Source organism: Nostoc sp., assembly GCF_036917635.1.
In the GTDB taxonomy this organism is placed as follows: domain Bacteria; phylum Cyanobacteriota; class Cyanobacteriia; order Cyanobacteriales; family Nostocaceae; genus Nostoc.
In genome coordinates this window covers 32,580-46,038 of record NZ_JBALCW010000098.1, presented here as the reverse complement: position 1 = coordinate 46,038, position 13,459 = coordinate 32,580, and the positions used below count along the sequence as shown (strand labels likewise).

8 protein-coding genes and 1 pseudogene are annotated in these 13,459 nt (G+C 43.1%); 2 read left to right on the top strand and 7 right to left on the bottom strand.

Translation table 11 applies throughout. The features are described from left to right. Nucleotides 1–1,516: 1,516 nt before the first annotated feature. From V7K32_RS23680 to V7K32_RS23655, 6 genes and pseudogenes are all read right to left on the bottom strand, one after another. Complete coding sequence (locus tag V7K32_RS23680) at nucleotides 1,517–2,218, bottom strand: conjugal transfer protein TrbI (RefSeq protein WP_334996533.1); 702 nt, start codon at nucleotides 2,216–2,218, stop codon at nucleotides 1,517–1,519. A 791-nt stretch (nucleotides 2,219–3,009) separates the two neighbouring features. Further along, on the bottom strand, nucleotides 3,010–5,217 hold the full coding sequence (locus V7K32_RS23675) for a tetratricopeptide repeat protein (protein ID WP_334996531.1): 2,208 nt from the start codon (nucleotides 5,215–5,217) through the stop codon (nucleotides 3,010–3,012). A gap of 261 nt (nucleotides 5,218–5,478) precedes the next feature. After that, the gene (psb34, locus tag V7K32_RS23670) at nucleotides 5,479–5,658 is read right to left on the bottom strand and encodes a photosystem II assembly protein Psb34 (protein ID WP_334884850.1); all 180 of its coding nucleotides are present in this window, start codon (nucleotides 5,656–5,658) and stop codon (nucleotides 5,479–5,481) included. A gap of 217 nt (nucleotides 5,659–5,875) precedes the next feature. Further along, a complete protein-coding gene (thiO, locus tag V7K32_RS23665) occupies nucleotides 5,876–7,867 on the bottom strand; it encodes a glycine oxidase ThiO (protein ID WP_334996529.1) in 1,992 nt (663 codons plus the stop codon). Nucleotides 7,868–7,965: 98 nt separating this feature from the next. Then, nucleotides 7,966–8,361 (bottom strand): hypothetical protein, encoded by a 396-nt coding sequence (locus V7K32_RS23660; protein ID WP_334996527.1) that lies wholly within the window; start codon nucleotides 8,359–8,361, stop codon nucleotides 7,966–7,968. A gap of 16 nt (nucleotides 8,362–8,377) precedes the next feature. Then, nucleotides 8,378–8,717 (bottom strand): annotated as a pseudogene (locus V7K32_RS23655) (2Fe-2S iron-sulfur cluster-binding protein). Between the two features lie 75 nt (nucleotides 8,718–8,792). On the opposite strand from V7K32_RS23655, the gene cimA reads away from it, so the two are divergent. Next, a complete protein-coding gene (gene cimA / locus V7K32_RS23650) occupies nucleotides 8,793–10,505 on the top strand; it encodes a citramalate synthase (protein WP_334996525.1) in 1,713 nt (570 codons plus the stop codon). A gap of 381 nt (nucleotides 10,506–10,886) precedes the next feature. On the opposite strand, the gene V7K32_RS23645 is transcribed toward cimA, so the two are convergent. Further along, on the bottom strand, nucleotides 10,887–11,120 hold the full coding sequence (locus tag V7K32_RS23645; RefSeq protein ID WP_334884846.1) for a hypothetical protein: 234 nt from the start codon (nucleotides 11,118–11,120) through the stop codon (nucleotides 10,887–10,889). A 160-nt stretch (nucleotides 11,121–11,280) separates the two neighbouring features. Between V7K32_RS23645 and V7K32_RS23640 the strand changes: the two genes are divergently transcribed. Further along, complete coding sequence (locus tag V7K32_RS23640) at nucleotides 11,281–13,458, top strand: NAD(P)/FAD-dependent oxidoreductase (RefSeq protein ID WP_334996523.1); 2,178 nt, start codon at nucleotides 11,281–11,283, stop codon at nucleotides 13,456–13,458. The last annotated feature ends 1 nt before the right edge of the window (nucleotide 13,459 follow it).

Here is a 13,459-nt window from a genome sequence, read left to right as displayed (position 1 = left end):
CCTTTAACACTTATCTTAGAACTATTGAGGTAGATATTATAGTCATAACTCACGTTTTGATTTTTATAATTACTGTTACTAAGTTTGCCAGGAAAAGCATAGAGAATGTTATTTAAAATTTTGACGTCAGATGAGTTATTAGCAAATATTTGCCCCTCGTTAATTTCTGGACTTTGATTATTTAAAGCAGCAGTGTTATTTACAATATCAACATGATCGCTTAAAAATGTATGAATACCGGAACCACCATTATTATATGTAAGATTGTTTTTAACTAAAGTACGTCCTGTATATGCACTCAAGTTTAAGTTCTTCTGATTATTTCTTAAACTATCGATAATGATGCCATTACCGTCTGTGATCTTTCCAACTGCAATCCAAGGGATGTACATACGATTGTTGTAGGTCTTATTGTTGGTCACATACATCTTGTATCCCTGGTTATTGTCAGAATTCCAATTGTTCAACATTGAAATGCCACTAGTACCATAAACACTATACCAGGCATTATTGAACACCACGTTATTATCTATTGTCACATAGTCGGATTGAATTGCTGAAATACCTGCTCCTCCGCAGTCATGCACTTTGTTGTTCAGAATACGAATGTGATGAGGATGATCGTTGGTTCGTCCGTCAACGCTGATGCAGTTTCCATTCGTCAGTGGGTTTACTTTGTTAGTCTTCTGACTCCTCGCATAATCAAGGGTAATATTGGCATTGTTCCCTATCACCTCCAACCCGTTGATCTCGATATATGAAGCTCCATTTGAAATCAGGATACCATTCCATGTATTGTGCTGAATTTTTGGGGAATGCCCAGGATATGCTTTGTACTTAATCCATGCATTTGCAGTTCCAGAACGTCTAATAGTGGCTACACTCTCAGCTTTGGGTATATTTTTGTATACTCCGTTCATAATCAATACTGTATCGCCAGGGTTGGTAAGGTCTGCTGCCTTTTGAATTGTCTTAAAGGCGGATGAAGTAGAGAGTCCGCTATTATTGTCGTTTCCAGTAGCACTAACATAGTATGTTTTCGGTTTTGAATTCGCGCTAATTAGCTCGCGGCCAGATCGGCTCATTTCCTGGTTAGTGGATACCTGATGGACATTTTGAACTAAAAATACTTTTATCCTTTCTCCCTGAGCCATAAGACTTAATACTACGGGAATTGCAAAATATGCGCCTATACCGAAACCTTGAATTTCCACAAGCAAAAGCTCCTTGATTACCACTGATTACCACTATTTAATAAAAATATCAGGATATTACGTAATTTTGAATACTCTTTTGGATAGAGAAGAAAATACAGCCGATTTTGTTAGCTGCCCATATAGGGTAATTAAATAAGTATTTTAATAAATATTGATATTGATTAAGACGATATAGAGGAAGAATGCTTGCTGTAAAATATAATTTTTTACTATTAAAAATCAAGGCGATCGCACAGTATATTTAAAGGGGCGATCGCCTATCAGGGGTGATTAAAGTCACGACTTGAATTCAGTTAAATCTAGTAACGGGATTGTGGTACTAAATTCAAGTTAGAATTCAGTGTGAGCTTCAAATCCTGTGCGGGTCTAAGAACAAAGACATTTGCTTGTTTTTTCCGCAACAGTACACTTGCTCCCGCACCCGCAGCCGCGCCAAGAACAGGTTTTAAATCGTCAATTTTGCGGTTACCAGTAACTAATGAACCTAAAAGACCAGCACCCCCACCAATAGCTGCATCAGTTAAAACCTGACTTGTGCTGGGGCTTTGTGAAACTTTTTGAGTTGTGGTATATGTCCGAGAACTTGCATTAATTGACTGACGTTGACCATTAGAAAATTCTAATTCTTGAGCTACAAACCGCACGCCTTTTCCTTGGTTATCATTTGTATCTCTTGAAGAATAATTATCTAGGTCAACAGATTCTAGTCGTCCATTTACTTTAGTACCGGCGGGAATCAAGACATTTCTATTTCTGTCGATAATGTCATTCGCTATTCTCAAGGTTAGAGATTTAGTTTCCCCAGGAGCAATAGTAATTGTATCTTTATCGTAGGTAACAGGTAAAGCAACCCCAGAAGGAATGGTAACGTTTCCAGATTGCCCAATTCTGTATTGTGCATTAGCAGGAGCTAAAGTTAACAGTGGGGCAGTGAGGCTTGCAGTAACGGCTATTGCCATGAGTGCAGCAGTTCCAGATTTCCATTGGTGTACGCGAGTCATAAGTGGGTAAACCTTTGTGTATGTTATGTATTTAATGACGTGAATTCACTGAGTTTGTTTCTGAAATTTATCAAACCTGTTTAAAGAGGCATTCCGAATATTAAGGTGCTTATATAGCCTGGAGTTTGTGTTGCAGCTAGTCCTATTGGAGATATCGCTTTTCAGAATTTGTATCTTGCTAATGTGCGTCACTAAATAGATGGTGAGATCCTCTCAAGATGACGCAAAATAGGTCTAATTGTTTCCAGAGTTGTTTCATTGTTAACGTCCACATATCTACAGCACTGAACAGAGGCGGATGGGCTGACTGCGAACTCTTACTTCTATTGTAGATTTCTTTGGTGAAACTTGGGAAAGGTTTTCGCTTTCTTTGTCAGTCAGCAGCAAAGCCAGGGGATCGTAACAGTTCGGTAATTTCTGCCCATAACCAGTGAGGGTGAGGGAAAAGATTTAAGCACTCATTGGGATGCTCCCAAAATTACGGAAAATATATCAATATTTTCTTGATAAATCTTAATTTAAAAATGTATATTATAAGTTATAATTATATATATTCAAAATAGTTTAGCAATTTGTAATTAGTAAAACAGTAGTTGCGATCGCAACCTTAGTTGGTTCTCTGATTAATTGTTAAGTTAATATAAAGTTACTTTTTTTTGACACTCCCCGCGTTATTGGGACGAATTTGATTCGTTGGTCAAATTCAAAAAGCTATCTGCTCACGCCACCTCAAGTCTATCCCCCTTGCTAATATCTCTCTGCTTCTTTTTCAAGGGTATTCGGGATATGGTTTATAGCTTTGACAAAATCTCTGGTAACAACTGACTAGGAACTTTAGATAAAGCCAGATTTTGTCCCTGGATGCCTAATTCATTATGAAAAGCACGAATAGTTTTCACTATATAAGTAAAAGTTGTTTGATAAGCTTCGGGCTGTTTACTTAATCCGTTTAAGGCTTGCAAATGGTTGTCTAATGATACTTCTAGGTGTTGAGAGCGTGTTGCTTTGTCACCATTAAACGACTTATCTATTACTAGCTGATAATGTGCAAGTCCCAGGTTATTATAAGAGGCAAGCAAATCAAAACTTAAAGGAGTACCGCTAAGTGAGTGAGCCAAGGCTATGGCCTCTTCGTAAGCGCTAATGCATAGTTGCAGATACTTTTGCCGTGCCTCTTTAGTTGTTTGAGATAGGTTTGCTAAATGCCAGTAGGCAGTAGCCAAATTATTTTGTGTAGCGGCGCAGGCACCAGGAACATTAGCTGGAGTGCGATACTTAAGAGCTTCGCTGTAAACATCTATAGCTAGCTGAAGATTTTGGACAGGTTGTTCGTATTGTGCCAGATTCCAAGAGGCGGTGCCGATGTTATTTTGAATCATGCCATATTTGAGCGGTTCTTGTTCGGGCTTGTAGTGTACAAGTGCTTCGTTGTAAGCTGCGATCGCTTTCTTTAAATGTACAATCGGTTGGTTGTATTGCCCTAAATGCCAGTAAGCAGTACCCAAATTGTTCTGGCAAGCCGCATACTTTAATGAATCCATGTCGGCTGTACGGTAGCTAAGTGCTTCATTGTAAGCTAAAATTGCTTGCTGCCAATTTTCAGATGGGTGAGAAAAACGAGCTAAATCACCATAAGCCGTCCCCAAATTATTTTGCACACGAGCGTAAGTTTCTAGATGTGTCTGGGGTGAGATCATTTTTAAGGCCAACTGATAAAATTCTATAGCCTGCTCTATATAGGTTTGTCCTTCCTCAGAATTGGGCGGTGTATGGTATAGCATCCAGTAGAGTGTACCCAAATCATTTAAGATATCTGGGAGTTGTGGTGAGGTTTCGTCATAGCTAATTGCCTCCTGATAGGCAATAATTGCCACCATCAGGTTTTCTAGGGTTGATCCTTGCTCAATGCGAAGGCGGTATAAGCTGCCCAAGCGATGATAAGCTTCTGCCAGTACCTCCCCTGGAACTTGCTTTTGGTGTAATTCTTCAATCTCCAGCAAAATCTGCTGCGGTTGCAAGTAATCCTCTGTATTTTGAGGAATATTTGTATTTATCGTTGCTATTACTAGCTCCGTTAACTCGCTACTAATATGAGATAAAGACGACAACAATTGATTGTTATTTCCAGTACCAGACCTATTAGTAGATTCCTGGTATTGTGGCGCAGCCTTCAATAAGTCGCCTGTTGATGGCGATTCCTGGGTTTTATGTCCGCCATTCCCTTGTGTTTCTGCCGGAAAATCGGAATTATTCTTAAACTTTAACTCGGTGGCTGCGGTTTTGAGTTCTGCTTGGGTAACTGATTCATCTACAATCGACTGCTCAATATAGCCTAAATCCAAGCTTCTGGGATTAGAAAAACGTTCTGGATAACCCGAATTCTGAGTCGCTGGTGTAGGTTCTCCAGCAAACACAAATACGCCAGTCCGACAACGCCAAAACTGTGGCGCTGATTGCTTGATAGCAGATAACCAAGGACGTGGTATCCACAACAGCAAGTTAGATTCTAAGAATCGGCTAGATTCTTGTACAGAGAAATATTGTTCGCTTAAGCGGAGATGGTGCAAAAATAACCGTTGTGTAGCAACTGGTTGCTTAGTGAGATGCTCCACGCCGACAATCTGAAATGCTGGTACTGGAGAAGGTCTTCCAGGGGTATCTTTTGATGCCCCAACAATTGGCGGTGGATAGTTTGCCAACCATTGATTTATTTGAAGTATGGGATTGGGATCGTTTAAATTCAAACGCAACGTAACTAATCGCGGATAAGCTAGAGTGCTATTTTCCTGGGCCTTTGATGGCTGAGATAGCACTTGTCCAATAGGATAAGCCAATGTAGAGTGCAAACGCGTCGCTACTTGATTTCTCAAGTGTAAATCATCACATACTGCTAAAAAAAATTGTCGTCGTAAGCCAAGACTGAGGGCAAGTTTCAGGCGGTGGTATACTTGCCGATTCCAACTAGAATTATCATTTTTTGCAGTATCATTCACGCTCATAGCGGCTAAAGAGCCAGAACAGAGTACATATCTATCACCTTTATGGGCGCATCCAAGTGAGCTAATCTCATAATAGAAATGATTTTTAAGCTAACGTTCTACTGCTGTAGATAAATTCAGCTTTTCAGGTATATTAGAATAAAATAGTATATAATTATACTTTAAATTTTAATTTAATTTTAACAAAAAAAAGCAGGCTCCTCTTAAAATCGGAACCTGAAAACTATAAAGAAAATGAAATTTTATTAAAAAGCTTTACGATCAACTGCTCTTAGAAACAAAGAAGGCAACTAGAATCAAGCCGCCAACCAAAACTGTAGCGACAATTCCTAGTAAAAGATAAGTTCGCTTTTGCCCTTCTGTGGGAGCTTCTGCTTGATAAATCTTTGGTTCCCGGGCAAAATTATTCAGAAGGCCGCCTTCTTCGTTTGTATAGGGCATGAATTAATTCCTTTATATTTATTGTTCATTTAATGTTACATAAATCGTAGATCCGCCCTCAAAGTGCTAGACAAATCGTTACATTAGGGATTTAAAAGAGGCAGGGGGCAGGGGGATGAGGGGTAAGAACTTACAACAAGTCTTTCTCAAGAGTCCCCAATTCTCAAGAGTCCCCAAATCCTCTTCCCAATGCCCTGTTTCGCCCATTCCCCATTCCCTAACTAGTAATCGTTCCAGTCAGAGGTGAACTGGGACTGGCGTAGTCTTTGATAGGCATTCTGCCAGCAAGGTATGCTAGACGACCGGCAACTGTTGCTAAATTCATGGCACGAGCCATTGCTGGCGGGTTTGGAGAAAGTGCGATCGCACTATTAATCAACAAAGCATCTGCTCCCAATTCCATTGCTTGGGCGGCTTCTGAGGGTGAACCAATTCCGGCATCTACCACCACTGGTACACCCGCATTTTCGATGATGATTTGGATATTGGCGGTTGTTTTTAGTCCTTGTCCAGAACCAATCGGCGATGCTAAAGGCATTACTGTAGCACAGCCTACTTCTTCTAAACGCTTGGCTAACATCGGGTCAGCGTTAATATATGGCAATACTGCAAAACCTTCTTTAACTAATTGTTCTGCGGCTTGCAATGTCCCAATTGGATCTGGGAGTAAATACTTAAGGTCAGGTATTACTTCTAACTTTATAAAATTATTATCTTCCTGCCCTAACAATTTCGCCATTTCTCGCCCCAAACGCGCCACCCGAATCGCCTCTTCAGCAGTTTGGCAACCTGCGGTATTGGGCAACATCCAGATTTTTGTCCAATCTAAGGCTTCAGCTAAACCTTCATGTCCGGGGGCTTTGGTTTGTACCCGTCGTACTGCTACGGTGACAATCTGGCAATCACTGGCGGTAACGCTTTGCTGCATTTCTTCAATGCTGCGATACTTACCAGTTCCAGTCATCAAGCGGGATTGAAAGGTTTTACCAGCAATAATTAGTGGGGAGTGGGGAGTGGGGAGTAGGGAATGGGGGGATATAGCAGGGTGATTCCCGTTGGAGAAATTGGCAGAGTGAGTCAGCATTGGGGTAGAGGTAGATAGCTTGGACTGGAAGCGCGAATAGTGAAAATTAGCAAGTAGAGGGTCAGACTTTTGTTCCAAGATGAAATCGGCAATCAATGCGGCTGTTACGGGTGCAAGGAGAATTCCGTTACGGTAATGACCTGTAGCAAGGGTTAAATTTTGACAGTAGCTAGTGCCAAGGATGGGCAACTCATCGGGGGTGGCTGGGCGAAATCCCCACCAGAATTCTTGGATGGGATAATGCTTGAGTTGAGGATACAGGCGGATGGCAGATTGTAATAGTGTTTGAATGCCTTCTGGGGTGTTGTTGGGGGTGAAGCCAACGTCTTCGCTGGTTGCGCCAATAACAAGGCGATCGCACCTTGGTACGATGTAAATATCCTGCCCAAACAAAACCCGCTTCAAGGGCAATTCTGGTGCAATTTCTGGTATCCGCACACTTAGCATTTGTCCTTTTCTGGGACGGACGGGTACTGGTAACAACTCATTTGACCAAGCACCTGAAGCTAAAACATAGTGTGCGGCGCGAATTATTCCAGCATTGGTTTGCACGCCAACCACTTGTCCTTGCTGCTGTAAAAATCCTTCTACTGTAATCCCGTCTTTAAGTTCAACACCAACAGACTCAGCCGCCGTCCACAAAACCTGAGCAAGTGCTGTATTATCAACTTGCGCGTCTTCAGGATACCACCAGCCGCCAATTACCTCTGCTCCCAATCCTGGCTGATATTGATGAATTGCCTCTTTGTTTAACCAGTAAGCTGGGGATGAGGGGGAAAGACTTTCTCCTCTGCTCCTCTGCTCCCCTGCTCCCTCATCTCCCCCTGCCTCTTCAAAGACGGGTGCAAGGATGCCACAGGGACGGTAGCCAGTATTTAAACCAGTTAGTTCTTCTAGTTTGCGCGTCCAGTCGGGATATAAAGCACGCGATCGCCAACACAATGAACGCATTGCCCCATTAGGGATTTTTTCTGCATCTGGTGCTAACATTCCGGCGGCGGCGTGGGTAGCGGCAGCCTGAAAGTCACGACAAAGCACGGTGACACTTGCCCCGCGCAGTTTTAGCTCAATGGCGATCGCTAAACCAATAACGCCGCCACCAATAATTACAGTCTCACTAGTCATTAGTCATTAGTCACTAGTCATTAGTTATTAGTCATTAGTACATAACTAATAACTCATAACTTATAACTCATAACTCGTAACTATAGACGGATCTATCGTTACCACAAGGCGCGAATTGGTTCGTTGCCTTGATTTGTATTGCTTTGCGTATTTGTTTGTGAAGAATCTGTACTATTGTCTGTTGTAGTGTCAGCAGGTGATGTTGAGTCATCAGAAGGATTCTGAGCAACGTTACTCCTGTTATCAGGTCTTGGAGCTACAATACTGCGCTTGTTTGCGTTTGTTTGAGTTGTTTCATTTCCTTCTGTTGCAGTTTCTTCATTCTTGCTGCCAGCACTGCTATTAACATTGATATTAGCTGGCAGGACTTGTGATTTTTTGTCACTGGGAGCGTTAGCAGTTTGTACGCCCATCGGAAAGTTGATGCCCAGTAATGTACCAAGCAGAATGGCTAAACCTCCAGCCATTAAAATTAAGGGTGTCCATCTACCCATCTTGTCTTACTCCTTTTTAACCTTTTGGTGTCCACACTATTCGAGAACCTTGTCCCCAAAATCCATCAAACTTTGTCACTTTCACATCGCCTAAAACCAGAGTTTGACTGTTCCTTACACAAGTCTGTTGTAGGACAATGGGGAGGAAGCGAACGCCGTGATCGATCACGCCAATTCGCTGCTGATACTTCACCCTCTACCTTAACCGCGCAAGTTCTGCAACTGCCAATGCCCCGACAGTTTATTACCTTAGCACCGTCATTGTAGAGGTCAATACCATTTTGCAGCAAAATTGTTTGGAGATTGCTTTTGCTTACGCACTCAATTGTTTTACCTTGAGCTAGTACCTTAGGCATTTTTTAATTGCCAAACTGGCGTTTTGTTGTATATTGACACATTGCCTCGAAAGTTGTCTCGTCGGTCCCAGTTTTATGACCACAAATTCTTCACCTCAACTTTGGCTCTATGACACTACATTACGAGATGGCACTCAGCGCGAGGGGCTATCAGTTTCGATAGAAGATAAGTTACGCATTGCTCGTAGACTCGATAAACTGGGAATTCCCTTTATTGAAGGCGGTTGGCCTGGTGCTAATCCCAAGGATGTACAATTTTTCTGGCAACTCCAAGAAGATCCGCTAAAACAGTCTGAAATTGTCGCTTTTTGTTCGACTCGCCGCCCCAATTCTACTGCCGCAACCGAACCGATGCTACAGGATATTTTGGCTGCGGGAACTCGCTGGGTAACGATTTTTGGTAAGTCTTGGGATTTACATGTCACAACCAGCCTCAAGACGACATTAGAAGAAAATTTGGCGATGATTTGCGACACGATTGAGTACCTCCGTTCTCAAGGACGTCGCATTATCTACGATGCCGAACATTGGTTTGATGGCTACAAGCACAATCCAGATTATGCTTTACAGACATTAGATGCTGCTTTCGCATCTGGTGCTGAATGGCTAGTCCTTTGTGATACTAATGGTGGCACTTTACCCCATGAAATTAGCCAAATTGTTCAAGATGTCAGTAGTTATTTGTCATTAGTGAGCCAGTGCGTTGCGGAGGTTCCCTCCGTTGAAGCAACTGGCGTCATTAGTCAAGAACCAATGACAAAGGACAAAGGACAAAGGACAATCCCCCAAATTGGAATTCATACTCATAACGATTCGGAAATGGCGGTTGCTAACGCAATAGCCGCCGTCATGGCAGGGGCAAAGATGGTACAGGGGACAATTAATGGTTACGGTGAACGTTGCGGGAATGCTAACCTCTGTTCGTTAATTCCCAATTTACAATTGAAGCTGGGTTACAGTTGTATCACAGAAGACCAGCTAACACAACTTACAGAAGCTAGTCATTTTGTGAGTGAGGTGGTCAACCTCGCGCCAGATGAACACGCTCCTTTTGTGGGACTTTCGGCTTTTGCCCACAAGGGCGGTATTCATGTATCAGCCGTGGAACGAAATCCCCTAACTTACGAACATATTCAGCCGGAACAAGTCGGGAATCATCGCCGCATCGTCATTTCTGAACAGTCTGGACTTAGCAATGTTTTAGCCAAAGCCCGCAGTTTTGGCATTGACCTCGATCAACTCAAAGCTGAAGCCAAGCAAATTCTCCAGCGCCTCAAAGATTTGGAGAGTGAAGGATTTCAATTTGAAGCAGCAGAGGCCAGTTTTGCGCTACTGATGCACGAAGCTTTGGGAGGGCGCCAGAAGTTTTTTGAAGTCAAAGGTTTTCAAGTCCACTGTGATTTGATTGAGGGGAAAGAAACTAGCAATGCCTTAGCCACAGTTAAACTCGCTGTTGATGGCAAAAATATTCTGGAGGCGGCGGAAGGTAACGGCCCCGTTGCTGCGTTGGATGCAGCTTTACGCAAGGCTTTAGTGAATTTTTATCCCCAAATAGCAACCTTTGATTTGACAGATTACAAAGTGCGGATTCTCAACGGACATACGGGTACTGCCGCAAAAACCCGTGTGTTGGTAGAATCGGGCAATGGTCGTCAACGCTGGACTACGGTAGGAGTTTCTACCAACATTTTGGAAGCTTCCTATCAAGCTGTGGTGGAAGGCTTGGAATATGGTTTGTTATTGCACTCTCAAGCAGAAGCGGCAACAAAGCTTTTAGTTGACAAATAACACTATATGGTGTAGATAAATTTTCCACTTTTCTTTTCCACTTTTCAATGAGAATGGGAGGCGATCGCCTCCTTTTTCGTGCAATACTTTTGTGCGATCAGAGCTACTCTACCTGTATAGAACGTAAAATCGCAACTAATAAAATCAGATGCACTGGCTCAAGATTGACTTTTCCCTTGCGGTAGTAGTGCCGAGTGCTGATATGGTTAAGTTAGTGGCTTCTGTGCCGTAAATGCAAAAATAGCAACCCAATTGCCAATTCCAGACATGTTACTCCTATACCTAAAATGCGTAGGCGTAGCCCGCCGCAAGCATCGCCAACATTTAGGTGCAGACCTAGAAATCTAATGCTGCGACAAAAACTTCATCATACACAATGCTTTAGGAGAACTTTTCCCAAGATTGAGCAACTAATTGGCTCAACCAGCGACGTTGTTGCTGATCCAGCAATGGATCATCCGCTAGCAACTGAGCGGTTAATTCTTCCAAAGATTGACCCTGAGCGCGGACAATTTTAATTAATCCAGCGATCGCACTGGCAACTAGTTCTTCATCAATTGGCTGTTGTCGCAGAGCAAAAATTTCCTGGGGACTGTCTGGAATGGGATAATTCATGGCGTGGGTTTACAGAAATACAAAATGTACAATAAATTTGACAAATTCTTAAAATTTCTTCACTGAATCTTTACGAAAGTAATAGGGCGGAGTTTACCTTACTTTGTGCCTTCATAAAATCTGTCTTAGTGAGTAGATTGATCGGAGATGTCAGGAAACGATGAGAGAAATCCTTTATTTAGAAGTTCCAACTTCGGATATAGCAACTGTTCGTAGCTGGTTACAAACAGATTTTGAACCCGGAAATGGAGAAAAAGTGCTTACTTCGGAAGGCTTTCGCCTCAAAATCCCCACTGCAACTACAACTGCTACCGGGACTATTTCCGAAAACTTGCCTGTGGAACTTTCGGTATTTGTCTGGTCGGTGCAACGAACTACTTATCTGAAAGTGTTTCGTTGGGCAGAAAAACCCTTTCCCAAAGAAGGGCAGATTTTGCAACGGCTAACCAAAGAAATCAGAAGCCGTTTTCCGCATCATTACCCAGAACCGCCAGCGATTGATTTATCTAAGCAATCAATATTTGCAGCACTAGGCTCTGCTTACCCCCTCACTGTCAAGTATTTTCAGAAAATGCCCAACGGTGAATACGATTTAACGCGTGCCTACTGGTGGGAACAGCGATGGCGCGAAGGAGTACGGAATCCTCAGCAGCCTCGTCAGGTGGTGTTTTCCAGTCAAGGGGACAGGGGAGCAGGGGGAGCAGGGGGAGCAGGGGGAGCAGGGGGAGCAGGGAGAGATGGAAAAATAATATCTTCCTCATCCCCCTCATCCCCCTCATCCCCTACTTATGACATCATCTACATCGGTGGCGCACTAGGCGCAATTCATGCAGCACTGATGGCAAAACTCGGATATAAAGTCTTGCTGGTGGAACGAATGCCCTTTGGGCGGATGAATCGGGAATGGAATATTTCCCGCGATGAGATTCAAAGCTTAGTTAACCTGGGTTTAGTCACCCCCGATGAGTTAGAAACCATCATTGCCAGGGAATACAAAGATGGATTCAATAAGTTTTTTGATGCTAATAATCCAGCCAAACTGCGAGCGCCCGTCCTCCACACACCCACAGTCCTAAATTTAGGCTTAGATTCCGAAAAATGGCTGCAAATGTGTGGGCAAAAACTGCAAGCCGCAGGCGGTGAAATTTGGGATGAAACAGAGTTTATCGGTGCAGATATTGATATATCACAAGTTCTTCTTAAAGTCAAGCACTTACCCAGTCAGGTTGAGAAGCAAGTAAGTGGACGACTGCTAATAGATGCAATGGGAACTGCATCGCCCATCGCTTGGCAATTAAATGGTGGTCGTGCTTTTGATAGTGTATGTCCGACAGTGGGAGCGGCAATTGAGAGCGGATTTGAGCCGGAAGTATGGGATTCCCAATATGGGGACGTGCTTTATAGTCATGGCGATATTTCGCGGGGAAGGCAGTTAATTTGGGAACTGTTTCCTGGGGCAGATGATGAACTGACGATTTATTTATTTCATTACCATGAGGTCAATGCAGAAAATCCCGGTTCCTTGCTAGAGATGTACGAGGACTTTTTCACGATTTTGCCAGAGTATCGCAGGTGCGATATGGACAAATTGGTGTGGAAGAAGCCGACATTTGGGTATATACCGGGGCATTTTAGTGTGGGAAGTAGCGATCGCACAGTTGCCTTTGATCGATTGATTGCGATCGGTGATGCTGCATCACTCCAGTCTCCCCTCGTCTTTACCGGTTTTGGTTCGCTAGTTCGCAACTTAGAGCGTTTAACAACCCTGTTGGATACTGCTCTCAAACATGACTTGTTGAGTTTTCGCCACTTGAACCAAATTCGCGCTTACCAAAGTAACGTTTCCGTGACTTGGCTATTTTCCAAAGGCATGATGGTACCCACAGGGAAATTTTTACCACCCCAACGGATTAACTCCATGCTCAACACCTTCTTTGGATTGTTAGCAGACGAACCCCAAGAAGTAGCAGACAACTTCATTAAAGATAGGTGTGATTGGTTAACCTTTAACCGTTTAGCACTAAAAGCAGCTAGCAAAAATCCTGCCTTGCTTTTATGGATTTGGCAACTTGCTGGGCCAAGAGATTTAGGGCGATGGCTTGGTAGTTATTTCAACTTCGGTCGTCATGCCCTAGTTGGTGCTTTGCTGAGTCCGTGGTTCGGGCGCTTCTTAAACCGGATAGGTTTTTGGCTAGAACCCCGGAATCCGGGATTGTGGCTGTGGCTGCTAGCGATTAATTATGCGATCGCCACAGGCAAACCGCGATCGCGCTCTCAAGTCGTAAAAACTAACCCAGAAGCCATAATTCCGAAGTCAGAAGTCAGAATTAGTCATTAGT

What these genes read in the sequence shown, in the direction of transcription:
- V7K32_RS23640 (WP_334996523.1), top strand. Translation starts at nt 11,281, where the DNA reads ATGAGAGAAATCCTTTATTTAGAAGTTCCAACTTCGGATATAGCAACT.
- V7K32_RS23645 (WP_334884846.1), bottom strand. Translation starts at nt 11,120, where the DNA reads ATGAATTATCCCATTCCAGACAGTCCCCAGGAAATTTTTGCTCTGCGA.
- thiO (WP_334996529.1), bottom strand. Translation starts at nt 7,867, where the DNA reads ATGACTAGTGAGACTGTAATTATTGGTGGCGGCGTTATTGGTTTAGCG.
- V7K32_RS23680 (WP_334996533.1), bottom strand. Translation starts at nt 2,218, where the DNA reads ATGACTCGCGTACACCAATGGAAATCTGGAACTGCTGCACTCATGGCA.
- cimA (WP_334996525.1), top strand. Translation starts at nt 8,793, where the DNA reads ATGACCACAAATTCTTCACCTCAACTTTGGCTCTATGACACTACATTA.
- psb34 (WP_334884850.1), bottom strand. Translation starts at nt 5,658, where the DNA reads ATGCCCTATACAAACGAAGAAGGCGGCCTTCTGAATAATTTTGCCCGG.
- V7K32_RS23660 (WP_334996527.1), bottom strand. Translation starts at nt 8,361, where the DNA reads ATGGGTAGATGGACACCCTTAATTTTAATGGCTGGAGGTTTAGCCATT.
- V7K32_RS23675 (WP_334996531.1), bottom strand. Translation starts at nt 5,217, where the DNA reads ATGAGCGTGAATGATACTGCAAAAAATGATAATTCTAGTTGGAATCGG.